The following is a 22165-nucleotide window of genomic DNA, read 5'->3' as shown; positions in this document are numbered from 1 at the left end:
GGTTTTACAGCCACTGGCCGGTACGACGGGGGGGGGGGCCCCCCGGCGCGGGGGGGGGGCCCGCCCCCCCCGCGGCCGCAAAACAGGCGGAGCATGCGAGAGGGTGCCGGAAGTGTCTTCCGGCACCCTCTCGCCCCGTATGTGCCCCGGGAGTTCGGTACAGCCCGTTCAGTACAGGCCCATCACGCGGTCGACCGCGATCTCGATGACCGCGAGGCCCGGGGGCTGCGGCGGCTGGGACCAGTACCGCTTGGCGTAGCGGCGCATCCCCTCCACCACCCGGGGCGGGTCGGTGGAGACGGTGGCCGGGCCCTCCAGGGTGATCCAGCGGGGGCCGACCAGCTGGCACACGGCGGCCCGGCCACCGGCCCTGGCTAACAGGTTGCGGGACTTGCGGCGGTGCACCGTGGTCATCACCCGGGCCAGGCCCGCCTCACCGTCCCAGGTGAACCGTACGGGCGCGACGTGCGGCGTGCCGTCCGGGCGAAGGGTGGTGAGGGTGCACAGGGCGTTCTCGGCGAGGAACTCCTCCGCCGCGGCGGACAGGGGCAGGGGCTTGGACATGGCCGGGTCCGTTCTTCCGTCGTCCGACTTCGGTCTCTGGTCTTCCGTCAGGCGTGCGCGGGGACGGCCGCGGACTGCTCGGAGGACTTGGTGAACGGCAGCAGCGCCAGGGTCACCACGAAGGCGGCGGCGGCGAAGCAGGCGCCCACGAGGAACGCGTCGTGGAAGACGGTCGTACGGGCCTCCTGGACCAGGGCGGGAACACCGTGGGCCTTGGCCGTCAGCTCGTCGACCCGGCGGAAGGCGTAGGTCGCCGCGACCGCGAGGCCGAGCGCGCCGCCGACTTCCTGGGCGGTGTTGATGAGACCGGCGGCCAGACCCGACTCGCGCTCCTCGATCCCCGCGAACGCGGAGACCTGCAGCGGGACGAAGGACATTCCGAGGCCGAGGCCCATCAGGACGAAGGCGGGCAGCACGTCCGTCAGGTAGGAGGCGTCGGACGGGGCACGCCACAGCAGCATCATGCCGGTCGCGGCGAGCGCGAGGCCGACCAGCAGGACGGGCTTGGCGGCGACCTTGGTGACGACCTGGGAGGCGACGCCGGCGCCGACGGCGGTGAGCACCGCGAGCGGCACGTACGCGAAGCCGGTCTTGACGGCGGAGTAGTCCAGGACCTGCTGCATGAAGAGGCTGGCGAAGAAGAACAGGGTGACGCAGGTGCCGAGCAGCAGGATGGCGATGCCATTGGCGGCGCGCAGCGAGGGGCGGCGGAAGATGCCGAGCGGCATCAGCGGCTCCTTGGCGCGGCGCTCGATGACGATGAAGGAGACGAGCAGGATCGCGGAGAGGATGAACCCGCCGACGACCCGGCCGGTCGGGACATTGGAGTCGGAGACGGTCTGGCCGAGGGTGAAGATCAGCAGGACCAGGCCGGCGGTGAGGGTGACCGCACCGGCGACGTCGAAGGACTTGCTGCGCTGGGCGGAGCGGCTCTCGCCGACGACCATCGGGGCGACCAGGGCGCCGATGACGCCGATCGGGACGTTGATGAAGAAGATCCAGCGCCAGCCGGGCCCGTCGGTGAGCAGACCGCCGAGGGTGACACCGGCGACGGCGGCGAGACCGCTGAGCGCGCCCCAGGCGCCGAGCGCCTTGTTGCGGGCCGGGCCCTCTTCGAAGTTGTTGGTCAGCAGGCTGAGCGCGGCGGTGGCGATGAACGCGGCCCCCAGGCCCTGGGCACCGCGGGCGCCGATCAGCATCGCGGCGTTCTGCGAGACCCCGGCGAGCAGCGAGGAACCGGCGAACAGGAGCAGGCCGGTCTGCAGCATCCGGCGGCGGCCGAGGGTGTCGGCGAGCCGGCCGGTCAGCAGCAGGAAGCCGCCGAGGAGCATGCCGTAGGTGGTGACCACGTACTGGAGAGCGGTGGTGGAGATGTTGAGCTCGTCCTCGATGGTCGGCAGGGCGACGTTCACGATCGACACGTCGAGGAAGGTCATGAAGCCGGCCAGGCAGAGGAAGGCCAGGATGAGGCCGGGGCGGCGAGCCGGCCCGGACTCGCCCGCCGCCTTGGCGGGGCTGTGGGTGGACTCTTGGATGGACATGTCACTCCCTAGGAGCATGAGGATTCTCGGACGGGGACGTACAGGGAGGTACTGGCTTTGCTGGCTTCTTGGAAGCTAGCATCCTGGGTATAGTAGGTACCTAGAGGAAAGTGACTTCCCGGAAGGTGATGGTCGGAATGAAGGACACAGCCACGCAGGGCCGTACGCCCGCGAGCGGCGCCGCCGACGCGACCGGCGTGCCGGTCATGACCAGCCCCGAAGCCGCGCACGCGGCCGCCGCCGGCACCCCGCAGAGGTGCCCGATCGCCCCGGTCCTCGACATCGTGTTCAGCCGCTGGACCACGCCGATCCTGTGGACGCTGAACGCCTTCGGCACCCAGCGCTTCGTGGAACTGCACCGCAACATCGGCACCATCACGCCGAAGGTGCTGACGCAGCGACTGCGCCAGCTGGAGCGGGACGGACTGGTGATCCGCACGTACTACCCGGAGGTGCCGCCCCGCGTCGAGTACGAGATCAGCGACCTGGGACGGACCCTGGCCCCGCTGTTCGCCTCGCTCTTCGACTGGTCGACCGGCCACCTGCCGCTGGTGGAGCAGGCGCGGCAGGCGTTCGACGAGGCGGAGGAGCAGGCCGCGGGCCGCCACCACTAGGTCGTGGTCCGCCACCACTGAGCCGGGTAGGTCCCTCAGCTCCATGCCGGTGTCCGCATGGAGCCCTGGAAGAAGATCAGCGGGTCCTCCTGTTCGGCCTCGGAGGGCGCGCGCAGACCGACGACCTCGCCCAGCAGGATGGTGTGGTCGCCGCCGTCGTACTCGGTGACCAGCCGGCACTCCAGATGTGCGAGCGCCTCGCTGAGCACCGGCAGGTCGAGGACGGACCTGTGGTGCGGCACCTCCTCGATCCGGGCGGTCCGCCGACCGGCGAACGCCCAGGCCACGGGCTCCTGCCGCTGCGTCAGGAAGTTCACGACGAAGCCGCCGGACTCCTGGACCACGGGCAGCAGCCGGGAGTCGTCGTGCAGGCAGATGAGCACCAGCGCCGGGTCCAGGGAGACCGAGGTGAAGGAGTTCACCGTGGCGCCCGTGGCGTTGTCGCCGCTGCCCGAGGTGATGACCGTGACACCGGTGGCGAAGTGTCCGCACACGGTGCGCAGCGCGCGGCCGTCGACCGGACCGAGCTGCTCGGGGATGGCTTGCGAAACGGGGATCACGACAGCCCTCTCGTTCTCGGATACGGGGTTACGGAGTTACGCGGTTACGGAGTTCGGGGGTTCGGGGGCACCGGGTTCGGGGGTACCGGGTTCGGGGGCACCGGGTTCGGGGGTACCGGGTTCGGGGGTACCGGGTTCGGGGGTACGGGGGTGCCGGGGGCGTTCCTGATCAGGCGGCGCGCGAAGCCGGGGCCTCGGACGGCTCGGACGGCTCGGGCACGACGGCCGGCACCGGACGGCGCCTGGACAGCAGCGGACCCGCCATCGCCGTCGTGACGAGCGCCATGATCACGAGCATCGTGAACATGCGGGTGTCGAGCACGCCCAGGCTGACGGCGGCGTTGAGGATGATGAGCTCGGTCAGACCCCGGGTGTTCATCAGCAGCCCCAGGTCCTTCGACTCACGCCAGGAGAACCCGGCCAGCCGCGCCGGAAGGATGGCGCCGACCAGCTTGCCGGCGCAGGCCACGACGATGATCGCGACGAGCGCGACGAAGTCACCGGCGGTGAGCGCACCGAGGTCCACGCCGAGCCCGGTGACGATGAAGAAGACCGGGAGCAGCACGACGCTGACGTGGTCCATGGGCTTGCGCAGATGCTCCGCGAGAACCATGGCGGGCTCACGGGGCATCACGAACCCGAACAGGAAGGCCCCGAAGATGGCGTGGATGCCGATCCAGGTGGTCAGCCAGGCCGAGGTCAGGGCGCCCGCGCACAGCACCGCGAGCAGCGCCGACCAGCGCTCGGTGGCCGCCCAGCGCCACACCAGCCGGGCCACCAGCGGCCGTACGACCAGCAGCATCCCGGCCACGTAGAGCGCGCTGTAGAGGCCGATGCGGGCGAGGTCGGAGTAGTTCCCGTTCGCCGTGACCAGGGCCGAGACATAGGCCAGCAGGCACCAGGCGAGCAGGTCGTCGATGGCGGCGCTGGCCAGCGAGAGCGAACCGGCCCGGGTGTCCAGGAGCTTGTTCTCGGTGAGGATCCGCGCCAGCACGGGGAAGGCGGTCACCGACATCGCGGTGCCGATGAAGGTGGCGAACGCGACGAAGGAGATGTGGTGTCCGGCCACCGTGGAGTGCTCGTCGTAAAGGAAGGGGGCCAGCGCCACACCCAGGCCGAAGGCCATCGCGATCGACGAGAGCGAGACGCCCGCGGCGAGCCGGGCGTGCGGCCTGATCAGGCGCTTCTCGAACTCCCAGCCGACCACGAACATGAACAGGATCAGACCGACCTGGGAGACCGCGGACAGCAACGGCCTTACGTCGGCGGGGAAGAGGCGCTCGGTGACGTTCCCCGGCAGCAGGCCGAGGACGCTCGGGCCGAGCAGGATGCCCGCGGTGATCTCGCCGACCACCATCGGTTGACGCAGCTTCTGCGCGAGCCGGCCGAGTGCGGCGCCGGCCACGAGCACCACGCCGATGTCGGCAAGCATGATCGCGAGTTTCATGTCCTGGGGACTGGCCGCCGCCAGCGTCGTCATTGGGGCTCCCGGGGTCGGGGCGGGGTGCCGCGGGTCCACAGCACGCGGAAGGTCAGGGACGAGAGCCGCCAGCCCTCCGCGGCGCGGCGTGCTTCGCCGGTCGCGAGGGTGCCGACCTGGAACAGGGGCTCGTCCGCCGCACCGGGGTGGTGCGCATGCGTCGAGACGAGGTTGGCGCGCAGCACGGCCCGCTCACCGGCGTCGTCGAGGTCGACGACCGCGGGCGAACCGAGGTGCTGGGTGGCGGCGAAGGCCGCCAACGCGTCACGGTGGTAGCCGGCGAGTCCGTCGAGGCCCTCGTGCCGGCTCATGGGGAACTCGACCAGGGCGTCCTTCGTGAAGAGCCCCCGCGCCCACGCGTCGTCGAGTTCGTCGTCGTCGAGACCGATGAGGTACCGGTCAAGGAGAGTGGATATCTCTAATGCTTCCGGGCCTGACTGCATTACCCGAGCATGGCGCCCACGCCAATCGGCAACCAAGGCCGCTTTTCACAGCCCTGACGAAGTTGAGAAAGATCTGACACCGCACTCAAACAATTGACAAAAGCGCCGCCAATCCTGAAGTGCCGACCCTTTCACATGGGCAGATCTTCTTGCCATGCTGCATTCGTAGCTCCATTCGCAGCTCTACCCGCACCTTCATTCGCACTCCCCTTTCCTCGAACGGAAGAGACGAGAGAATGCCGAAGATCGCAGCCGATGGTCAGCACCTGACCGTTCTCAACCTGTTCTCGACCGACGCCGCCGAGAAGCAGGTCAAGCTGCTCGCCGCGATGCGCCAGATCGTCGACACGGCGGCCTACGAGGGCTGGATATCCAGCACGGTCCACGCCGGTCAGGACAAGCCGGGAACGGCCAACTTCATCCAGTGGCGCAGCACCGAGGACCTGGAGAGCCGTTACGCCGGTGAGGAGTTCAAGCACCGCACCCTCCCGCTCTTCGGTGAGATCACCACCTCGATCCGTCTGCTCCAGAACGAGATCGCCTTCACGCAGCAGAAGCCGGAACTGGGCGGCGTCACCGAGATCTCCCCGTCCCGCGACGACTACACGGCCATCGAGCTGTTCGGCGTGCTGCCGGAGAACCAGGAGGACCTGATCGACGCCCTGGGCGAGTCCCAGACGTGGCTGGTCGACGTCCCCGGCTACCGCACCCACACGGTGCTGCGCGGCCTGCGTGCCCGTGGTATCGAGGGCAAGTTCGTCGTCGTCTACTCCCAGTGGGACAGCAAGGAGGCGTACGACGCCTTCCGCTCCGTGCCCCAGGGCGAGCGCTCCCCGGAGCGCCAGAAGGTCGACGCCCGCGTCGCCGCGCTCCAGACCTGGCAGGACGAGAACACCTACCAGGTCGTCCACACCCGCGCCGCGGGCGAGTGAGCCACCCGGTGGCGGGCCGACCGGTCGGGCGGCGGCCGGCCCGTCACCGGGTCTGCACGTTGTTTCACGTGAAACACCCTCAGCAGAGGCACGCCCGACAGAAGCACGTATGACAGATCGCGCACGGACGCGGACGCACGGGCGCGTTCCCATCCCCACTGGCTGGCCGCTGCCGGGAATCCCCCACCCGGCAGCGGCTTTTCTGTCCGTCACGTTCCCGTTCCCGTCCCGCCCCCCGCGCGCCACACCAGGACGAGGAGACAGCACGCATGGAACACCCGGGCATGCGCCAAGTCGCGCACGAGATCACCATTGCGGTCCCGGCGGACACCGTCCACCGGCTGATCGCCGAGGTGGGGAACTGGCCGCGGATCTTCCCCTCGGTCATCCACGTCGAGTACGAGGAGGCTCCCGAGGGCGAGGAGCGGCTGACGATCTGGGAGACCGCACCGACCGCGGCGGGCGAACCTCGCTGCCGTCCGCTGCGCCGGATCGTCGAACCCGCCAAGCTGCGGGTCAACTTCCAGCACCTGGTCACCACGGCCCCCGTCGCCGGCCTCGGCGGCGCCTGGCTCGTCGAACCGCTCGGAGAGAACGCGTCCCGAGTACGGCTGCTGCACGAGTTCCGGGCCGCCGACGACGACCCCGGAGCCCTGGACCGGATCGGCGCCGAGATCGACCGGAGCGCCGTCGCGGAACTCGCGGCGCTGAAGGAGAACGCGGAACGCGAATACGCCGACGCCGAGTTGACGTTCTCCTTCGAGGACACCGTCCACGTCGACGGTTCGGCGAAGGACGTGTTCGCCTTCATCAACGAGGCGAACCTGTGGTCGGAGCGTCTGCCGCACGTGGCGACGGTCCGTCTGGAAGAGGACACCGTGGGGCTCCAGACCCTGGAGATGGACACCCGGGCCAAGGACGGCTCCGTCCACACCACCAAGTCCTACCGGGTGACCTTCCCCCACCAGCACATCGCGTACAAGCAGGTCACCCTGCCCGCCCTGATGACCCTGCACACCGGTCACTGGACCTTCCAGGACACCGACCAAGGCGTCGCGGCGACCTCCCAGCACACCGTCACCCTCAACACGCACAACATCGCCCGCATCCTCGGTGACACCGCCACCGTCGCCGACGCGCGCGAGTACGTCCACACCGCCCTGTCCACGAACAGCCTGGCCACCCTGAACCATGCCAAGGCTCACGCGGAGGGCCGCCGTTGACCCCGACGGTGCGCCGGCTCGCCGTAGCGCGAGGGGAGTTGGACGTGTGGCTGCTGCCGCCGCCCGACTCGCCGCGTGACGTCCCGTACGACGAGCTCGACGCGTACGAGAGAGGTCGGGCCGACTCCTATCGGCGGCCCGACGACCGCCAGATGTACGCCGCGGCGCACGTGGGACTGCGCCGGGTCCTCGCCGGTTACACCGGCATCGAACCGAGCCGGCTCAACCTCGCCGGCGAGCGGTACAACGGCAACGGTGAACGCCACGGCCGGCCCGTGGTGCTCGGCGTGCCCGGCGGCGCCCCCCAGTTCTCGCTCTCGCACAGCCACGGCCTGGCGATCGTGGTGGTGGCGGAGTCACGGGTGGGCGCCGACGTCCAGCGGCTGCCGTCGCCCCAGACCGCCGAGGCGTGTCTGCCGGCGCTGCATCCGGCCGAGCGGGAGGAGCTCGGGAAGATTCCCGAGCACGAACGGACCATGGCCTTCGGCCGCCTGTGGACACGGAAGGAGGCGTATCTGAAGGGGCTGGGCACCGGGCTGACCCGGGGAGCCGACCTCGACTACCTCGGTGAGGCGGGGCTGGCCGAGCGGCCGACGGGTTGGGTGGTGGGCAACCTGCCCCTGTGTTCCACCCACATCGCGGCGGTGGCGCTGGCCGGGGCGGGAGATCGGCCCGTCGCCCTTCGCGCCGTACCCACCGCCTATCTGTACGCCCCGGATGCGGTCGAGCGTCTGGTGGAGATGGAACCGGGGTTGCGTTCCATGCTTCGGGATCCGGCCCAGCACGGGGATCTCGAACGCTGAGGTTGGGCCCCATCAGGGGCGCGGGGAACTGCGCGACCAGCCACAACCGGTCCGCAGATTCCCCGACACCCGACAGCCCCAAGGGGCCGGAGAGTTCCTGTGAACTCTCCGGCCCCTTCGCTCTGTTCCACCCCCGGGGGGGTCAGGCTGCCGCTCGCCAGGTGCGGGGGCCGTCGAAGCCGGTGACGCGTTCGGGACGGCGCCACAGGGCGACGACCTGGTGCTTGCGGGCCGTGTCGTCGGGTGCGACGCCGGGGCCCGCGGTGACGGCCATCAGTACCGCGGTCAGCGCGGCCAGCTCCTCCGGGGAGGGGCAGCCGCGCTCGATCCGGAAAAGCGGACCGGCCGCGGGTTCGAGGACGGGATCGGGGGCGGGATCGGGAACGGGGACAAGGGCGGGGCGCTGGATGGTCATGGTTTCCTCCCTGCTCACTGAGGCGGGTTGCCGTGCTTGCGGCGCGGCAGCTCGGCGTGCTTGGCCGCGAGCATGGCGAGCGAACGGGCCAGGACCGCCCGGGTCTCGCGCGGGTCGATGACGTCGTCGACCAGCCCGCGTTCGGCGGCGTAGTAAGGGTGGACCAGCTCCTCCTTGTACTGGTCGATTTTCTCTTGACGCATCGCGTCGGGATCGTCCGCGGCCGCGATCTCCCGCCGGAAGACCACGTTGGCGGCCCCCTCGGCCCCCATGACCGCGATCTCGTTGGTCGGCCAGGCCAGCGCGATGTCGGCGCCGATGGAGCGGGAGTCCATCACGATGTACGCGCCGCCGTACGCCTTGCGCAGCACCACCGAGACCCGCGGCACGGTCGCGTTGCAGTACGCGTACAACAGCTTGGCGCCGCGCCGGATGATGCCCTCGTGCTCCTGGTCCACGCCCGGCAGGAAGCCGGGCACGTCGACCAGCGTGACCAGCGGGATGTTGAAGGAGTCGCAGAACTGCACGAACCGCGCGGCCTTCTCGCTCGCCTTGATGTCCAGGACACCCGCCATGGCGGCCGGCTGGTTGGCGACGATGCCGACGGTGTGACCGTCGATCCGGGCCAGGGCGCAGACGATGTTCGGCGCCCAGCCCGCGTGCACCTCCACGTAGTCGCCGTCGTCGACGAGTTCCTCGACGACCCCGCGCATGTCGTACGAGCGGTTGCCGTCGTGCGGCACCAGGTCGAGCAGCACGTCCCCGGACCGGTCGCCCGGGTCACCGCTGACGTGACGGGGCGGCAGCTCGCGGTTGTTGGACGGCAGCAGCGACAGCAGATAGCGCACCTCGGCGAGGCAGCTCTCCTCATCGTCGTGGACGAAGTGCGCCACTCCGGAGACAGCGCCGTGCACGTCCGCGCCGCCGAGCCCGTTCTGGCTGATCTCCTCGCCGGTGACCGCACGGACCACGTCGGGCCCGGTGATGAACATCTGCGAGATGTCCCGGACGGCGAAGATGAAGTCGGTCAGGGCGGGCGAGTACGCCGCACCGCCCGCGCACGGGCCGAGCATCACGCTGATCTGCGGGATGACACCGGAGGCCCGGGTGTTGCGCTGGAAGATGCCGCCGTACCCGGCGAGCGCGGAGACACCCTCCTGAATGCGGGCGCCCGCACCGTCGTTGAGGGACACCAGCGGCGCACCGGCGGCGATGGCCATGTCCATGATTTTGTGGATCTTGCAGGCGTGGGCCTCGCCCAGCGCGCCGCCGAAGACACGGAAGTCATGGGCGTAGACAAAGACCGTACGGCCCTCGACCGTGCCCCAGCCGGTGATCACACCGTCGCCGTAGGGCTTCTTCGCCTCCAGGCCGAAGCCGGTCGCCCGGTGCCGGCGCAGCGGTTCGACCTCCTGGAAACTGCCCTTGTCCAGCAGTAGTTCGATGCGCTCGTGAGCGGTCAGCTTGCCCTTGGCGTGCTGTCGTTCGGTCGCCTTCGGGTCCTGCCCGGCACGGGCGATGTCCTTGCGTTCGGCCAGCTCCATCAGCCGGCCGCCCAGTTCGATGGGTATCGCGGGCTCCATGTACGGATCTCCCATTCAAGTGGATCAAGAGGAAAGACGGTTCGGTCAGCGGGCGAGCAACGCGGTCAGCTCGCCGACGGTGCTCTCCCGTAGCACCTCGGCGGGCACCTCGGCGTCGAGGGCGCGCCGGATCCGGCGCCCCAGGTGCAGGGCGTCGAGCGTGTCCAGGCCCTGTCCGCGCAGCGGCAGACCGGGCGAGAGCCGGTGCCCCGGCGGGACCGCGAGCAGGTGGTGCAGTTCGAGGCGCAGACAGTGGCCGATGGTGCGGGCACGCGCGTCGGGGGTCATGGCGCGCAGCTGGACCGGGTCCGGGAGCCGGTCGAGCCAACTGCACGGGGTGTCGTCACTCAGGGGACTCATGGGGCTGCCTTTCAGGGAGAGGACCGGGCCCGAGGAGTGCCGGTTCCGGCCGGTGGCTGGGAGGGAATCGACGTGTCCGCCCCGCGAGCAGCACCGCGAGCGCCGCCGCCGACGAGGCGAGCCCTCCCACGTACAGGCCGGAGCGCGCACCGTGACGGACGGTGAGCCAGCCCACGAGGAGGGCGCCGAGTGGGGTGAGTCCTTGCAGGATGAGCGTGTAGAGCGCCATCACCCGGCCGCGGTAGGCGGCGTCGCTGCCCAACTGGATGCGGTGGTTGGCGGCCTGGGCGAAGTAGAGGGTGGCGAAGCCGGTCGGAAACAGCAGCACGGCCGCCCACACGTAGGTGGGCGACCAGCCTGCCACCGTCTCGAGGAGCCCGAAGGCCAGCGCGGAGGCGGTGACGGTCAGGGCGGCCGGGCGGGCGCTGCGCGCGGTGGTGGCGAACGCGGCGAGCAGCGAACCGGCGGCGAACGCCGTGGTCAGCAGACCGAACGCGGTCGCGCCCGAGTGGAAGACGGTCTTGGCGAGCAGCGGCAGGGTGAGCTGGAAGTTGAAGCCGAACAGGCCGACCACGGCGACCAGCGCCAGCGGCACGAACAGGTCGGGGTGCCCGCGCACGTACCGCAGCCCGTCGACCACCTTGACCCCGCGCTCCGGCGGAGCCGTGCGCAGGAGTTCCCCCGGGCGCATCAGGCGCAGCCCGGTCACGGTGGCGAGATAGCTGGCCGCGTTGAGCAGCATGGCCGTCCCCGCGCCGACCGCGCTGATCAGCAGTCCGGCGAGCGCGGGACCCACCACACGGGCGGTGTTGAAGTAGGCGGCGCTGAGCGCCGAGGCGTTGGGCAGCAGCTCGGGGCCGACCATCTCGCTGACGAACGCCATCCGGGTGGGCACCTCGACCGCGTTGACGGTGCCGAGGCCCAGCGCGAACAGATACAGCTGCCACAGCTGGGCGGAGCCCGCCAGGACGAGCACGGCGAGCGCCAGCGCGAGGGCGCCGGAGACGAGGTTGGCGACGGTGAGCAGCAGCCGTTTGTCGTGGCGGTCGGCGAGTCGGCCGCCGTACAGCGTGAACAGCAGCAGTGGGGTGAACTGGAGCGCGGTCACGGTGCCCAGGGCCGTGCCGGAGTCCCCCGTCAGGGAGAGCACCAGCCAGTCCTGGGCGGTGACCATCATCCAGGTGCCCGCGACCGAGACGACCTGGCCGGCCGCGAAGAGCCGGAAGTTGCGCACGGCCAGGGACCGGAAGGGCGTACGACGGGTGCCGCTGCCCGCCGCCCTCCTGCCCCTCTTCGCCGTGTCCCTGGCCTCGGGCCGTGTGGTCGTCATGGCATCAAGGGGTCACGGACGCGCCCGCGGACCGGCGCGCGAGGCATTCCTCGAAGAACGCGAACGCGCGCAGGTGGTAGGTGCGGGCGGCCCAGCCGAGGCTGATGTTGTGCCCGGCGCCGGGCTGACGGTCGACGGCGGCGGACGGCGCGGAGGCGAAGTGCGCGGCGAGGTCGGCGACGGTGTCCTCGTCGTGGTGCCACCACAGTTCCTGCTCGGCGAACGTCAGCCGCACCGGGACCTGCACGGCCGCCGCCGCGACCGGGAACCGCCGCGGCCACTGGAGTGCCTCGGCCTGCTCGCGCGGGGGCATCGGGGCGACCAGGGCCTCCGCCTCGCGGAAGGTGTTCGGCGGGTAGAAGCGCAGGGCACCCCAGTTCCGCTTCCAGTGCCGGTGCTGGTGCGGGTCGGGGCCGCCCTCCGGGTGGTCGACCGCGTAGTCCCGGCCGAGCCCGGAGATGTCGAGCCCGAGCAGCGGCGGTACGGCCGGATCCGGATCGCCGGCCTGGCAGGCGGCGTACGTCAGGGCGAGCTTGCCGCCGAAGGAGTGCGCAAGCAGGAACACCCCGGCGCCCGTCTCGGCGCGGCCGGCCAGGTGCCGCAGCGCCGCGTGCAGCGCCGCGGACTGCTCGGCCAGGCTCTGACCGCTCGGGGCGTCCGCGGCGGACAGCCCGTAGCCGGGCCGGTCGACGGCGACCATGGTGTAGCCGAGCCGGGCTCCGAGGGCGAGCAGGGAGACGTCGGGGTGGGCCTGCCCGTCGAAGTACCCGGCGCTCATTCCTCCCCCGTGCACCGCGACGACCGTGGCCCGCGGTGGCCCGGACGGCTGGGCGATCAGCGCGGAGAGCGTGACGTCACCGGCCGCCAGGGCGACGGGGCGCACACCCGGGGACATCGAGGGCATGGCCGAACCGGTTACGGACGAGGGGATGGTCTCGACCGTGGGAACGCTCACTGGGGTACTTCCTCTCGTGTTCGTGCTCTCGTGTTCGTGCTCTCGTGTGGAACGGATGCCGGTGGTGGTTCTCAGCGGGCTTCGGGCGCGCCGAACCAGCGGTGCAGCGTCGCGCACAGCTCCGCCGAACCGGTGTCCGCCCAGGCCACATAGCCGTCAGGGCGGACCAGCACCGCGGCGGCGCCGCCGAACGCGGCCGGGTCCTGCGGGGTGCCGGTGACGACGGTGACGCGGTCCTTCCAGCGAGCGGCCGCCTCGCGCAGCACGGAGTCGTCGGTGAGGTCGAGGAGGACGCCCTGGGCGGCGTGGAGGAGTTCGGGCGTACGGACCTCGCCGACGGCGGTGTTCAGGGCCCGCGGCGGCAACCGGCGCCCGACCAGCGAGTCCCCGGAGTCCCCGAGGTCGTAGCGGACGTCGAGGTGACTGACCACCCCGGCGAGGTGCCGCTTGACCGTGTCGAGGCCGATCAGCTCGGCGAACAGATCGCGCAGCGGCTGGGACTCGGGGCCGCCGAGAAAGACCGTGCCCTGTGCCTTGGTGTTCATCAGCAGCCGCGCGCCGACCGCGTGACGCTCGTCGTGGTAGGTGTCGAGCAGTCCCTCGGGGGCCCGGTCCTGGACGGTCGCCGCGAGCTTCCAGCCGAGGTTGACCGCGTCCTGGACACCGGTGCTCAGTCCCTGGCCGCCGGCCGGCAGGTGGATGTGCGCGGCGTCGCCGACGAGCAGCACCCGCCCGCGCCGGTACTCGGTGACCTGGCGGGTGGCATCCGTGAAGGAGCTGACCCAGTCCGCGCCGCCGCCGGAGATGTCCTCACCCGTCAACCGCTCCCAGGCCGCCGCCACTTCGGCGAACTCCGGGGTCTCACTGCGGTCGGCCGGCGGGGTGCCGTGCTCGCACACGATGATCCGGTCCACGCCCTCCTTCAGCGGGGCGGCCATCACCATGCCGCCGGGCAGCCGCTCGCCCAGGAAACGCGGCGGGATCTCGCAGCCGACGACATCCGCGAGGTACATGCCACGGGTGGCGGGCGTACCGGGGAAGTCGAAGCCCGCGGCCTTGCGCACCGGGCTGTGCCCACCGTCGGCGCCCACCAGGTACGCGGCGCGCAGCGTGCGCTCGCCGTCGGGCGCGGCCACGGTGACGGTGACCCCGGTCCCGTCCTGCTCCAGCGCCAGGAACTCCCAGCCCCGCCGGATGTCGGCGCCGAGCTCACGCGCCCACTCCTCCAGGACCGCCTCCGTCTGGGACTGGGGGACGCCGCGGGCTCCGAAGTGGGCGTCCTCCAGCACGGTGTAGTCGAACTGCACCCCGCCGAAGTGGCCCATCGGGCTCTTCTCCAGCCCGCCGAAGCGCGGGACAAGACCGCGCTGGTCGAAGGACTCCATGGCGCGGGCGGTGAACCCGAGCCCGCGCGACTGTCCGGTGGGCCGCGCCAGGCGCTCGGCGACGATGACGCTCACCCCGCCCAGCCGCAGTTCCCCGGCCAGCATCAGCCCGGCCGGGCCGGCGCCGACGACGATGACGTCCGCGTCCATCTGCGCGTCCATGGGTGTCCTCTCCTCGCGCGCCCGGGCGCGCGTCGCATCGGTGGGTGACGTGCGGTACCTCAGCTGTGCGTGTGCTGGTCCGTCCTGCGCGTGTGCTGGTCCGTGCTGCGCGTGTGCTGGTCCGTCCTGCGCGTGTGCTGGTCCGTCCTGCGCGTGTGCTGGTCCGTGCTGCGGCTGTGCTGGTCCGTGCTGCGGCTGTACTGGTCCGTGCTGCGGCTGTACTGGTCCGTGCTGTGCCTGTGCTCGTCGGTGACGGGCCGTGCGGTCGTTCTCAGTCGTCGTCGTCGGCGGCGGCCGGGGCGCCGAACCAGCGGGTCAGCGCCTGCGCCAGACCGACCGGACCGGCCGGACCGGAATCGGAACCTGCCCACGCCACGTAGCCGTCGGGCCGTACCAGCAGGGCCTGCCCGGCCGGCAGCGGGCCGTCGGCCGCGGGGCGGTCGGCGACGAAGACGACCCGGTCCGACCAGGAGGCCGCCTTCGCGCGCAGCGCCGGGGCGCCGTCCCCGTCCAGGGACAGCAGCAACCCGCGACCGGTGCGCAACAGTTCGGTCGTACGGCGCCGCGCGCCACGCTCCGCGGACTCCAGCCACACGTCCGGCAACCGCCGCCCGAGCAGCGGGTGTTCGTCGGAGTGGATCTCGGGGCCGACGCCGACGCCCTCGGCGGCGCCGGCCCCGAAGTCGTCGCCCCCGACGCCGCGACCCTCGACGCCCTCGACGTCGTACCGGATGCCGAGGCCGCTGATCATCCCGGCGAGATGCTGCCGTACGCCGTCCAGGGCGACGAGTTCGGTCAGCAGGGCGCGGGCGGGTTCGACCTCCGGGCCGCCGAGCAGCAGCTCGACCTGGGCCCGGATGTTGGCGAGGACCTGGCGGCCCACGGTGTGGCGCTCGGAGTGGTAGGTGTCGAGGAGGTCCTCGTTCGCGCTGCCGCGGACGACGGCGGCGAGCTTCCAGCCGAGGTTGAAGGCGTCCTGGACACCCAGGTTGAGGGCCTGTCCGCCGCTCGGCATCTGCCGGTGCGCGGCGTCCCCGGCGAACAGGACGCGACCGTGCCGGTAGCGGGCGAGCTGCCGGTTGGCGTCACCGAAGGCGTTGACCCACAGGGGGGTGCCCTGGCTGATGTCCTCGCCCGTGACGCGTTTCCAGACGTCGGTTACCTCCGCGAAGTCCGGTTCGGCGCCGCCGCGTTCGGCGGCGGGCCGCCCGAACTCGTGGACCATCACCCGGGTCACCCCCTCGCGGGTGGCGGCGATGGCGAGCCCGTGCTCCAGGCGCTGGAAGCGCCGGTCGGCGACCTCGACGCCGGAGACGTCGGCACGCAGCAGTTCGCGTGCGGCGTCCCGGCCCGGGAAGGGGGCCCGGACCAGACGCCGTACGGTGCTGTCCTCGCCGTCGCAGCCGACCAGGTAGCGGGCCCGGATGCGGACGGGACCGTAGGGACCGATGGCCTCGGCCTCCACCCCGTCCTCCGCCGTGAGGGACAGCAGCTGGTGCCGGCGCCGCAGATCGGCGCCCAGCGCGGCGGCCCGCCGCTGCAACAGCTCCTCGGTGCGGGTCTGCGCCACCTTCCACTGCCCGGGGTGCGAGCTGGGCAGCGTCAGGTCCAGCGGTACGCCGCCGAAGTGACCGCGCGGCTCGCACGGCGGCGTACCGAGCTCGTCCAGCAGCCCGCGGGAGTCGAAAATCTCCATCGTGCGGGCATGCAGGGTGGAGGCCCGGGATTCGGTGGTGGGGCCGGGGCGCTGGTCGACGACGACCACCTCGGCGCCGCCCAGCCTCAGCTCGGTGGCGAGCATCAGCCCGGCGGGGCCCGCTCCGACCACGAGGACGTCGGTGTCCAGGATGGTCGTGTCGGTGTCCTGATGGTCCGTCGTCATCGTCAACGCCTGTTCTCTGCGAAGGCCTTGGCGTGGGTGAGGGTGGCCCGGCTGTTGGTGGACAGGGCCGTGTGGACGTACTCGCGGGCGTCGGCGACGGTGGCCCCGCAGCCGAGGATGCTCTCGATGTTGTCCGTGTTGAGGGTGACGGTGTGCTGGGAGGTGGCCGCGACGCCTTGGTCGGTGTCCTGGAAGGTCCAGTGACCGGTGTGCAGGGTCATGAGGGCGGGCAGGGTGACCTGCTTGTACGCGATGTGCTGGTGGGGGAAGGTCACCCGGTAGGACTTGGTGGTGTGGACGGAGCCGTCCTTGGCCCGGGTGTCCATCTCCAGGGTCTGGAGCCCCACGGTGTCCTCTTCCAGACGGACCGTCGCCACGTGCGGCAGACGCTCCGACCACAGGTTCGCCTCGTTGATGAAGGCGAACACATCCTTCGCCGAACCGTCGACGTAGACGGTGTCCTCGAACGAGAACGTCACCTCCTCCGCCGCGTGCGCGAACTCGACGTTCTTCTTCAGCGCGGCCAGCTCGGAGCGGCTGTTCTTGTCGACGGCCTGGTCGATCCAGAGGAGGTCGTGCGGGTCGTCGTCGACGGCGCGGTAGTCGTGCAGCAGCCGTACCCGGGACGCGTTCTCACCGAGCGGCTCGATGATCCAGGTGCCGCCCATCGCGGCGACCGGCGGGGCGGTCACCTCCTGGCGGAAGGTGATGCGCAGGGCCTCGGGGTCCAGTTCGCGGCGCGAGGTCCAGTTCTTGGCCTCGCCGTTGGCGGTGGCCCAGATCCGTATCCGCTCCTGGGAGCCGTCGTGCTCCACCCGGTCCACGTGGATGGTGGGCGGGAAGATCCGGGGCCAGTTGGTGACCTCCGCCAGCAGCCGGTACACGGCCGGTGCGGGCGCGGCGATCGTGATCTCGTGCTCTACCTCACGGGTCGTCATGACGCTTTCTTCTCCATGGCTGGGTACGGGCTGCCGGTCGGTGGAGGTGCTCAGAAGTTGCCGAGTCCGCCGCAGACGTTGATGGCCTGCGCGGTGACCGAGGCGGCCGTGTCGGAGGCGAGGTAGGCGACCATGCCGGCGACCTCCTCGGGGGTGGAGTAGCGGCCGAGCGGGATCTTGGCCTGGAACTTCTCGAGGATGGCGTCCTCGGAGGTGTCGTAGGCGGCCGCGTATCCGGCGCGCACGCGCTGGGCCATCGGCGTCTCGACATAACCGGGGCAGACGGCGTTCACGGTGATGCCGGTGGGGGCCAGCTCATTGCCGAGGGCCTTGGTGAAACCGACCACGCCGTGCTTCGAGGCGGAGTAGGGGGCACCCAGGACCACGCCCTGCTTGCCGGCCGTGGAGGCGATGTTGATGATGCGGCCACGGCTCTTGTGGCGCATGCCGCCGGTGTTGAGCACCTCCCGCGTCAGCCGGAACACGCTGTTGAGGTTGGTGTCGATGACATCGGTCCACAGCTCGTCCTCGATGTCGGCGGTGACGCCGCCACCGGACCGGCCGGCGTTGTTGACCAGGACGTCGACGGTGCCGAAGCGGTCGACCGCGGCCTGCACGAAGGCGCCGACCGAGGCGGGGTCGCGGACGTCGAGGACCGTGCCGTCGGCGTCGATGCCCTCCTCCTGGAGGATCTTGACGGTCTCGGCGACGTTGTCCGCGCTGCGGGCGCCGATGAACACGCGGTGGCCGGCCGCGGCCAGCGCCCGCGCGGACGCGAGGCCGATGCCGCTGGTGGCCCCCGATATGAGAGCGACCCGCTTTTCCAGCGTTGACATGTGCTTCCTCTCCCTTTGATCTGCGGGGGTGCGCTTGTTCTGCGGGACTGCGCTTGCTTCTGCCGGACTGCGCTTGCTTCTGCGGGGCTGCGGCGGAGCCGGACCGGACGAGGCCAGGTGAAAGGTTTCGCCCGGTCCGGGAACGCCGTCGGGCGTCAGGCGGCGGCGGGCTCGTCGGCGCCGAACTGCTGGTTCACGGCCTCGATGAGGGCGCGCGGGGTGTCGGCGTCGGTCAGCAGGTCCTCGTCGAGGACGATCCCGTACTCGCGCTCTATACGGCTGCCGGTCTCCAGGAGCGCCAGCGACTCGTAGCCGAGGACTTCGAACGGCTCGTCGAGGATGTCGCCGTCGAGGTCGACGCCCTCGTCGACGCCGGCGCCCTCCTGGAGGATGCGGCGCAGGTCGTCCAGGGTGAATTCCGAAGTGGACACGTGGGTTCCTTCCCAGGTCGAAATGGATCGTTCAGTCGGGGGTCTCGGGGGGCTCGGGGGCGTTGGGAGCAGGGGGAGTGCCGGTCAGTCGACGGCGCGGACCACGACGGCCGAGTTGAAGCCGCCGTAACCGCGGGCCAGGACCAGGGCGGTGCGCACCTGGGCGGTGCGCGACTGGTTGAGGACCAGGTCGAGGCCGTACTCCTCGTCGGGGTTGATGTGCACCGTCGGAGGGATGAGACCCTCCTCGATGGCCAGCAGCGCGGTGGCGACGTCGAGCGGGGCCGCGCCGGAGTACAGCCGGCCCGTCATCGTCTTGGGCGCGGTGACCGGGACGCCCCGGACACCGAAGACCGCCGAGATCGCGTCGGCCTCGATACGGTCCAGCTCTGGCACGCCCGCCGCGTCCGCGAAGACCACGTCGACGTCCTCGGGGGCGGTGCCCGCGTCGGCGAGGGCGAGTTCGATCGCCTTGCCCAGGGCGGGCTCGCGGTCGCTGCCGGGCCGCGGGTCGAACGTCGAGCCGTAGCCCGCGATCTCGCCGTAGATCTTGGCGCCGCGCTCGCACGCCGACTCGGCCGACTCCATGATCAGGATGGCGCCGCCCTCGCCCGGCACGTAACCGGCCGCGTCGGCGTCGAAGGGCAGATAGGCACGGGTCGGCTCGTCGCTGGTGCTCAGCCGGTCGCCGGCCATCTGCGCCACCCAGCCCCAGGGGCAGATCGACGCGTCGACGCCCCCGGAGACGATCATCGGGGTGCCCTTGCGGATGAGCCGCCGGCCGTGCGCCACCGCGTCGAGACCGCCGGCCTCGTCGCTGACGATGACGCCGCTGGGGCCCTTGAGCCCGTTGCGGATGGAGATCTGGCCGCTGTTGACGGCGTAGAACCAGGCGAAGGACTGGTACGCGGACACGTACTGGCTGCCCTGGCTCCACAGCTTCTCCAGCTCGCCCTGCCCGAACTCGAAGCCGCCCGAGGAGCTGGCCGTGACGACGCCCATGTCGTACTGCGGCAGTTCCTTGGGGTCGATGCCCGCGTCCGCGAGCGCCCACTCGGCGGCGACCAGCGCCATCCGCGTCATGTGGTCGGTCTGCGGCAGCAGCCGGCTCGGCAGCACGTCCGCGGCGACGAAGCCGGGCACCTCGCCCGCCAGGGTCGACGGGTAGGAGGACGGGTCGAAGCGGGTGACCCGCCCGATGCCGTTCTTGCCGGTCCGGGTGGCGGCCCAGTAGTCCTGTGTGCCCAGTCCGTTGGGGGCGGCGATGCCCAGACCGGTCACTACCACCGTGGTGGTCATGCCACGCTCCTCTCGGGACGCGCCAGCACCATGGCGCTCTGGAAGCCCCCGAAGCCGCTGCCGACCGTGAGCACCGCGTCGGTGAGCTGCTCGCGGGCGACCAGCGGCACGTAGTCGAGGTCGCACTTGGGGTCGGGGGTGGTGAGGTTGGCCGTGGGCGGCACGACGTGGTTCTCCATCGCCAGCGCGGACGCGGCGATCTCGATGGAGCCGATCGCGCCGAGCGAGTGCCCGACCATCGACTTGATCGAGCTGACCGGGGTCCGGTAGGCGTGGTCGCCCAGGCTCCGCTTGAACGCCTCGGTCTCGTGGCGGTCGTTCTGCTTGGTGCCCGAGCCGTGCGCGTTGATGTAGTCGATCTCGGTCGGGTTCATCCTGGCCTCGTCGAGCGCGACCGTGATGGCCTCGGCCATCTCCGCCCCGTCGGGGCGCAGACCCGTCATGTGGTACGCGTTCGAGCGCGTCGCATAGCCCGCGATCTCGGCGTAGATGTGCGCACCGCGCCGCTTGGCGCTCTCCAGCTCCTCCAGGACGAACACGGCGGCACCCTCACCGAGGACGAACCCGTTGCGGGTCCCGTCGAAGGGGCGCGAGGCGCGCTCGGGTACGTCGTCCCGGGGCGTCGTCGCCTTGATCGCGTCGAAGCACGCCATCGTGATCGGCGAGATCGGGGCGTCGGACGAACCCGTGATCATGACGTCGGCGGAGCCCTCGCGGAGCAGTTCCACGGCGTGCCCGACCGAGTCGATGCCGGACGTACAGCCCGTGGAGACCACCGTGTTGGGGCCCTGCGCGCCCACGGCCCACGCGACCTCGGCCGCGAAGGAGCTGGGGACCAGGTAGTTGTACAGATGCGGGGCCGTGTAGGCGTGGTCGACCAGGTGAAGCCGGCCGCCGTCGCTGACGACGTTGTACTCCTCGTCCAGACCCATGGTCGCGCCGACCGCGCTGCCGATGGTGACGCCGACGCGGTACGGGTCGTAGGCGTCGATGTCGATACCGCTGTCGGCGACCGCGCCGCGGGCCGCGACCACCGCGAACTGCGCGGCGCGGTCCATCCGGCGTATCTCCTGCGGACGCAGTCCGTGCTCCGCGGGATCGAAGTCGATCTCGGCGGCGACCCGGGAACGGAACGGGCTGGGGTCGAAGAACGTGATGCGGCGGGTGGCCGTACGGCCCTCGCTCAGCAGGTTCCAGAAGTTCTTCGCCCCGACACCACCGGGGGCGAGCACCTCGATACCGGTGATGACAACTCGTCGGCCGGTCACGCGGACGCCTCCCAGTTGTAGAAGCGTGTGGCCATCGCGTCGGCCGGTGAGCGCCAGGTGGCCGGGTCGTACGCCTCGATGAACGGCTTCAGGTCCTCGCTGATCTGTATGAAGCGGGGGTCGTGCCGGGCGTGCTGTATCAGCTCGCCGCCGTTGTCCGCGTCGAAGTCCTGGAGGTGGAAGTACAGACCCCGGTACTGGAAGAGCTGGCGCCGGCGCGTGCCCATGCGGTGCGGCATTTCCGTGTCGTCGAAATCACCGAAAACCTTCGCGACGTCGACGCTCGACCCGGGATCCATCCGAGCCACAATCAGCGTGCTGTACATACGTTTCCCTCTCCTCGGGGCCCACCACACAACAGTTGACGAAAGCTCATATTCAGTATCTTGGGCGGTACGAGCGGTTTCAATATTTCCCGTGTCAGGGAATTGTCAGACCGGTTCAGAATTACGCTGGAGAATGCCGGGAAATGCCAGGCAACGCCAGGCAACGCCGGGGAATTCAGCTGGTGATTTCGCACATGGCGGCGCCCGAGGCGACAGACGCGCCCACTTCGGCGGTGAGGCTCTTGACGATCCCCGAGCGGTGGGCGTTGAGGGGCTGTTCCATCTTCATGGCCTCCAGGACGACGACGAGGTCGCCCTCCTTGACCTCCTGGCCCTCCTCGACCGCGACCTTGACGATCGTGCCCTGCATGGGCGAGGCGAGCGTGTCACCGGAGGCGACCGGGCCGGACTTCTTGGCGGCGCGGCGCTTGGGCTTGGCGCCGGCGGCGAGGCCGGTGCGGGCCAGCGACATGCCCAGCGAGGACGGCAGCGAGACCTCCAGGCGCTTGCCGCCGACCTCGACGACGACGGACTCGCGGCCCGGCTCGTCCTCCGCATCCGCCGCCTCGGCGGGGTTGGTGAAGGGCGGGATGCCGTTGACGAACTCGGTCTCGATCCAGCGGGTGTGGACCGTGAACGGATCGGCGGAGCCGGTCAGTTCGGGGGCGAACGCCGGGTCCTTGACGACCGCGCGGTGGAAGGGCAGCGCGGTGGCCATCCCACCGATCTCGAACTCCTCGAGGGCGCGGGCGGCGCGCTGGAGCGCCTGCTCGCGGGTGGCGCCGGTGACGATCAGCTTGGCGAGCAGGGAGTCCCAGGCCGGGCCGATGACACT

23 protein-coding genes are annotated in these 22165 nt (G+C 70.9%); 4 read left to right on the top strand and 19 right to left on the bottom strand.

Annotated elements, in window-relative coordinates; genetic code table 11:
• Positions 1-168: 168 nt before the first annotated feature.
• Together ACFVWD_RS51415 and ACFVWD_RS51410 are read right to left on the bottom strand one after the other, a co-directional pair.
• Positions 169-564, bottom strand: a complete 396-nt coding sequence (locus ACFVWD_RS51415) for a pyridoxamine 5'-phosphate oxidase family protein (RefSeq protein ID WP_054237224.1) — start codon at positions 562-564, stop codon at positions 169-171.
• Between the two features lie 47 nt (positions 565-611).
• Positions 612-2105 (bottom strand): MFS transporter, encoded by a 1494-nt coding sequence (locus tag ACFVWD_RS51410; RefSeq protein WP_389605540.1) that lies wholly within the window; start codon positions 2103-2105, stop codon positions 612-614.
• Positions 2106-2311: 206 nt separating this feature from the next.
• Here ACFVWD_RS51410 and ACFVWD_RS51405 point away from each other — a divergent pair, with 206 nt between their 5' ends.
• Positions 2312-2719, top strand: a complete 408-nt coding sequence (locus ACFVWD_RS51405) for a winged helix-turn-helix transcriptional regulator (protein ID WP_389605542.1) — start codon at positions 2312-2314, stop codon at positions 2717-2719.
• Between the two features lie 35 nt (positions 2720-2754).
• On the opposite strand, the gene ACFVWD_RS51400 is transcribed toward ACFVWD_RS51405, so the two are convergent.
• The 3 genes from ACFVWD_RS51400 to ACFVWD_RS51390 all read right to left on the bottom strand — a co-directional run bounded on the left by ACFVWD_RS51400 (position 2755) and on the right by ACFVWD_RS51390 (position 5202).
• Entirely contained in the window at positions 2755-3279 is a 525-nt protein-coding gene (locus ACFVWD_RS51400; RefSeq protein ID WP_235613982.1) for a flavin reductase family protein, read from the bottom strand.
• A 169-nt stretch (positions 3280-3448) separates the two neighbouring features.
• Positions 3449-4759, bottom strand: a complete 1311-nt coding sequence (locus ACFVWD_RS51395) for a cation:proton antiporter (protein WP_389605538.1) — start codon at positions 4757-4759, stop codon at positions 3449-3451.
• On the bottom strand, positions 4756-5202 hold the full coding sequence (locus ACFVWD_RS51390) for a nuclear transport factor 2 family protein (RefSeq protein ID WP_389605536.1): 447 nt from the start codon (positions 5200-5202) through the stop codon (positions 4756-4758). Before ACFVWD_RS51390 ends, ACFVWD_RS51395 begins: the two co-directional genes overlap by 4 nt.
• Positions 5203-5438: 236 nt before the next feature.
• Here ACFVWD_RS51390 and ACFVWD_RS51385 point away from each other — a divergent pair, with 236 nt between their 5' ends.
• The 3 genes from ACFVWD_RS51385 (at position 5439) to ACFVWD_RS51375 (ending at position 8160) form a co-directional block, all read left to right on the top strand.
• Positions 5439-6134 (top strand): antibiotic biosynthesis monooxygenase, encoded by a 696-nt coding sequence (locus ACFVWD_RS51385; protein WP_067384753.1) that lies wholly within the window; start codon positions 5439-5441, stop codon positions 6132-6134.
• A 269-nt stretch (positions 6135-6403) separates the two neighbouring features.
• Positions 6404-7357 carry an aromatase/cyclase gene (locus ACFVWD_RS51380; RefSeq protein WP_389605535.1) on the top strand — a complete coding sequence of 318 codons (954 nt, stop codon included), beginning with the start codon at positions 6404-6406 and terminating at the stop codon, positions 7355-7357.
• Positions 7354-8160: a 4'-phosphopantetheinyl transferase superfamily protein gene (locus ACFVWD_RS51375; RefSeq protein ID WP_079065878.1), complete on the top strand. Its 807-nt coding sequence runs from the start codon at positions 7354-7356 to the stop codon at positions 8158-8160. The genes ACFVWD_RS51380 and ACFVWD_RS51375 overlap by 4 nt, the downstream gene beginning before the upstream one ends.
• Before the next feature lie 142 nt (positions 8161-8302).
• Here ACFVWD_RS51375 and ACFVWD_RS51370 read toward each other — a convergent pair whose 3' ends face one another.
• The 14 genes from ACFVWD_RS51370 to ACFVWD_RS51305 all read right to left on the bottom strand — a co-directional run.
• A complete protein-coding gene (locus ACFVWD_RS51370) occupies positions 8303-8575 on the bottom strand; it encodes an acyl-CoA carboxylase subunit epsilon (protein ID WP_389605533.1) in 273 nt (90 codons plus the stop codon).
• A gap of 14 nt (positions 8576-8589) precedes the next feature.
• Positions 8590-10158 carry an acyl-CoA carboxylase subunit beta gene (locus tag ACFVWD_RS51365; protein ID WP_067384835.1) on the bottom strand — a complete coding sequence of 523 codons (1569 nt, stop codon included), beginning with the start codon at positions 10156-10158 and terminating at the stop codon, positions 8590-8592.
• A 45-nt stretch (positions 10159-10203) separates the two neighbouring features.
• On the bottom strand, positions 10204-10518 hold the full coding sequence (locus ACFVWD_RS51360) for an acyl carrier protein (protein ID WP_075033383.1): 315 nt from the start codon (positions 10516-10518) through the stop codon (positions 10204-10206).
• The gene (locus ACFVWD_RS51355; protein WP_389605532.1) at positions 10502-11848 is read right to left on the bottom strand and encodes an MFS transporter; all 1347 of its coding nucleotides are present in this window, start codon (positions 11846-11848) and stop codon (positions 10502-10504) included. Before ACFVWD_RS51355 ends, ACFVWD_RS51360 begins: the two co-directional genes overlap by 17 nt.
• 4 nt (positions 11849-11852) lie before the next feature.
• Complete coding sequence (locus tag ACFVWD_RS51350; RefSeq protein ID WP_385388462.1) at positions 11853-12752, bottom strand: alpha/beta hydrolase; 900 nt, start codon at positions 12750-12752, stop codon at positions 11853-11855.
• Between the two features lie 122 nt (positions 12753-12874).
• Positions 12875-14350, bottom strand: coding sequence for an FAD-dependent monooxygenase (locus ACFVWD_RS51345; protein ID WP_389605530.1), 1476 nt, complete (start codon positions 14348-14350; stop codon positions 12875-12877).
• Between the two features lie 271 nt (positions 14351-14621).
• Complete coding sequence (locus tag ACFVWD_RS51340; protein ID WP_389605528.1) at positions 14622-16232, bottom strand: FAD-dependent monooxygenase; 1611 nt, start codon at positions 16230-16232, stop codon at positions 14622-14624.
• A gap of 2 nt (positions 16233-16234) precedes the next feature.
• Positions 16235-17170 carry an aromatase/cyclase gene (locus ACFVWD_RS51335; RefSeq protein ID WP_389605527.1) on the bottom strand — a complete coding sequence of 312 codons (936 nt, stop codon included), beginning with the start codon at positions 17168-17170 and terminating at the stop codon, positions 16235-16237.
• Positions 17171-17220: 50 nt separating this feature from the next.
• The gene (gene fabG, locus ACFVWD_RS51330; protein WP_060898869.1) at positions 17221-18006 is read right to left on the bottom strand and encodes a 3-oxoacyl-ACP reductase FabG; all 786 of its coding nucleotides are present in this window, start codon (positions 18004-18006) and stop codon (positions 17221-17223) included.
• A 155-nt stretch (positions 18007-18161) separates the two neighbouring features.
• Positions 18162-18437, bottom strand: coding sequence for an acyl carrier protein (locus ACFVWD_RS51325; protein WP_054237212.1), 276 nt, complete (start codon positions 18435-18437; stop codon positions 18162-18164).
• A gap of 84 nt (positions 18438-18521) precedes the next feature.
• On the bottom strand, positions 18522-19736 hold the full coding sequence (locus ACFVWD_RS51320; protein WP_389605525.1) for a ketosynthase chain-length factor: 1215 nt from the start codon (positions 19734-19736) through the stop codon (positions 18522-18524).
• Positions 19733-21004 carry a beta-ketoacyl synthase gene (locus ACFVWD_RS51315; RefSeq protein ID WP_101399151.1) on the bottom strand — a complete coding sequence of 424 codons (1272 nt, stop codon included), beginning with the start codon at positions 21002-21004 and terminating at the stop codon, positions 19733-19735. The genes ACFVWD_RS51320 and ACFVWD_RS51315 overlap by 4 nt, the downstream gene beginning before the upstream one ends.
• Complete coding sequence (locus ACFVWD_RS51310; protein WP_168493618.1) at positions 21001-21330, bottom strand: TcmI family type II polyketide cyclase; 330 nt, start codon at positions 21328-21330, stop codon at positions 21001-21003. Before ACFVWD_RS51310 ends, ACFVWD_RS51315 begins: the two co-directional genes overlap by 4 nt.
• A 175-nt stretch (positions 21331-21505) precedes the next feature.
• The coding region (locus ACFVWD_RS51305) for a biotin/lipoyl-containing protein (protein ID WP_389605523.1) at positions 21506-22165 on the bottom strand (660 nt) is incomplete at its 5' end.

The organism is Streptomyces sp. NPDC058086 (assembly GCF_042885015.1).
Classification (GTDB): domain Bacteria; phylum Actinomycetota; class Actinomycetes; order Streptomycetales; family Streptomycetaceae; genus Streptomyces.
The sequence above is the reverse complement of the archived record's forward strand: the minus strand, read 5'-3'. Positions and strand labels throughout refer to the sequence as shown.

Bases quoted from the DNA above. Each gene is read 5' to 3' on its own strand.
- ACFVWD_RS51415 (WP_054237224.1), bottom strand. From the start codon at position 564: ATGTCCAAGCCCCTGCCCCTGTCCGCCGCGGCGGAGGAGTTCCTCGCC.
- ACFVWD_RS51410 (WP_389605540.1), bottom strand. From the start codon at position 2,105: ATGTCCATCCAAGAGTCCACCCACAGCCCCGCCAAGGCGGCGGGCGAG.
- ACFVWD_RS51405 (WP_389605542.1), top strand. From the start codon at position 2,312: ATGACCAGCCCCGAAGCCGCGCACGCGGCCGCCGCCGGCACCCCGCAG.
- ACFVWD_RS51395 (WP_389605538.1), bottom strand. From the start codon at position 4,759: ATGACGACGCTGGCGGCGGCCAGTCCCCAGGACATGAAACTCGCGATC.
- ACFVWD_RS51390 (WP_389605536.1), bottom strand. From the start codon at position 5,202: ATGCAGTCAGGCCCGGAAGCATTAGAGATATCCACTCTCCTTGACCGG.
- ACFVWD_RS51385 (WP_067384753.1), top strand. From the start codon at position 5,439: ATGCCGAAGATCGCAGCCGATGGTCAGCACCTGACCGTTCTCAACCTG.
- ACFVWD_RS51380 (WP_389605535.1), top strand. From the start codon at position 6,404: ATGGAACACCCGGGCATGCGCCAAGTCGCGCACGAGATCACCATTGCG.
- ACFVWD_RS51370 (WP_389605533.1), bottom strand. From the start codon at position 8,575: ATGACCATCCAGCGCCCCGCCCTTGTCCCCGTTCCCGATCCCGCCCCC.
- ACFVWD_RS51365 (WP_067384835.1), bottom strand. From the start codon at position 10,158: ATGGAGCCCGCGATACCCATCGAACTGGGCGGCCGGCTGATGGAGCTG.
- ACFVWD_RS51360 (WP_075033383.1), bottom strand. From the start codon at position 10,518: ATGAGTCCCCTGAGTGACGACACCCCGTGCAGTTGGCTCGACCGGCTC.
- ACFVWD_RS51355 (WP_389605532.1), bottom strand. From the start codon at position 11,848: ATGACGACCACACGGCCCGAGGCCAGGGACACGGCGAAGAGGGGCAGG.
- ACFVWD_RS51350 (WP_385388462.1), bottom strand. From the start codon at position 12,752: ATGCCCTCGATGTCCCCGGGTGTGCGCCCCGTCGCCCTGGCGGCCGGT.
- ACFVWD_RS51345 (WP_389605530.1), bottom strand. From the start codon at position 14,350: ATGGACGCGCAGATGGACGCGGACGTCATCGTCGTCGGCGCCGGCCCG.
- ACFVWD_RS51340 (WP_389605528.1), bottom strand. From the start codon at position 16,232: ATGACGACGGACCATCAGGACACCGACACGACCATCCTGGACACCGAC.
- ACFVWD_RS51335 (WP_389605527.1), bottom strand. From the start codon at position 17,170: ATGACGACCCGTGAGGTAGAGCACGAGATCACGATCGCCGCGCCCGCA.
- fabG (WP_060898869.1), bottom strand. From the start codon at position 18,006: ATGTCAACGCTGGAAAAGCGGGTCGCTCTCATATCGGGGGCCACCAGC.
- ACFVWD_RS51320 (WP_389605525.1), bottom strand. From the start codon at position 19,736: ATGACCACCACGGTGGTAGTGACCGGTCTGGGCATCGCCGCCCCCAAC.
- ACFVWD_RS51310 (WP_168493618.1), bottom strand. From the start codon at position 21,330: ATGTACAGCACGCTGATTGTGGCTCGGATGGATCCCGGGTCGAGCGTC.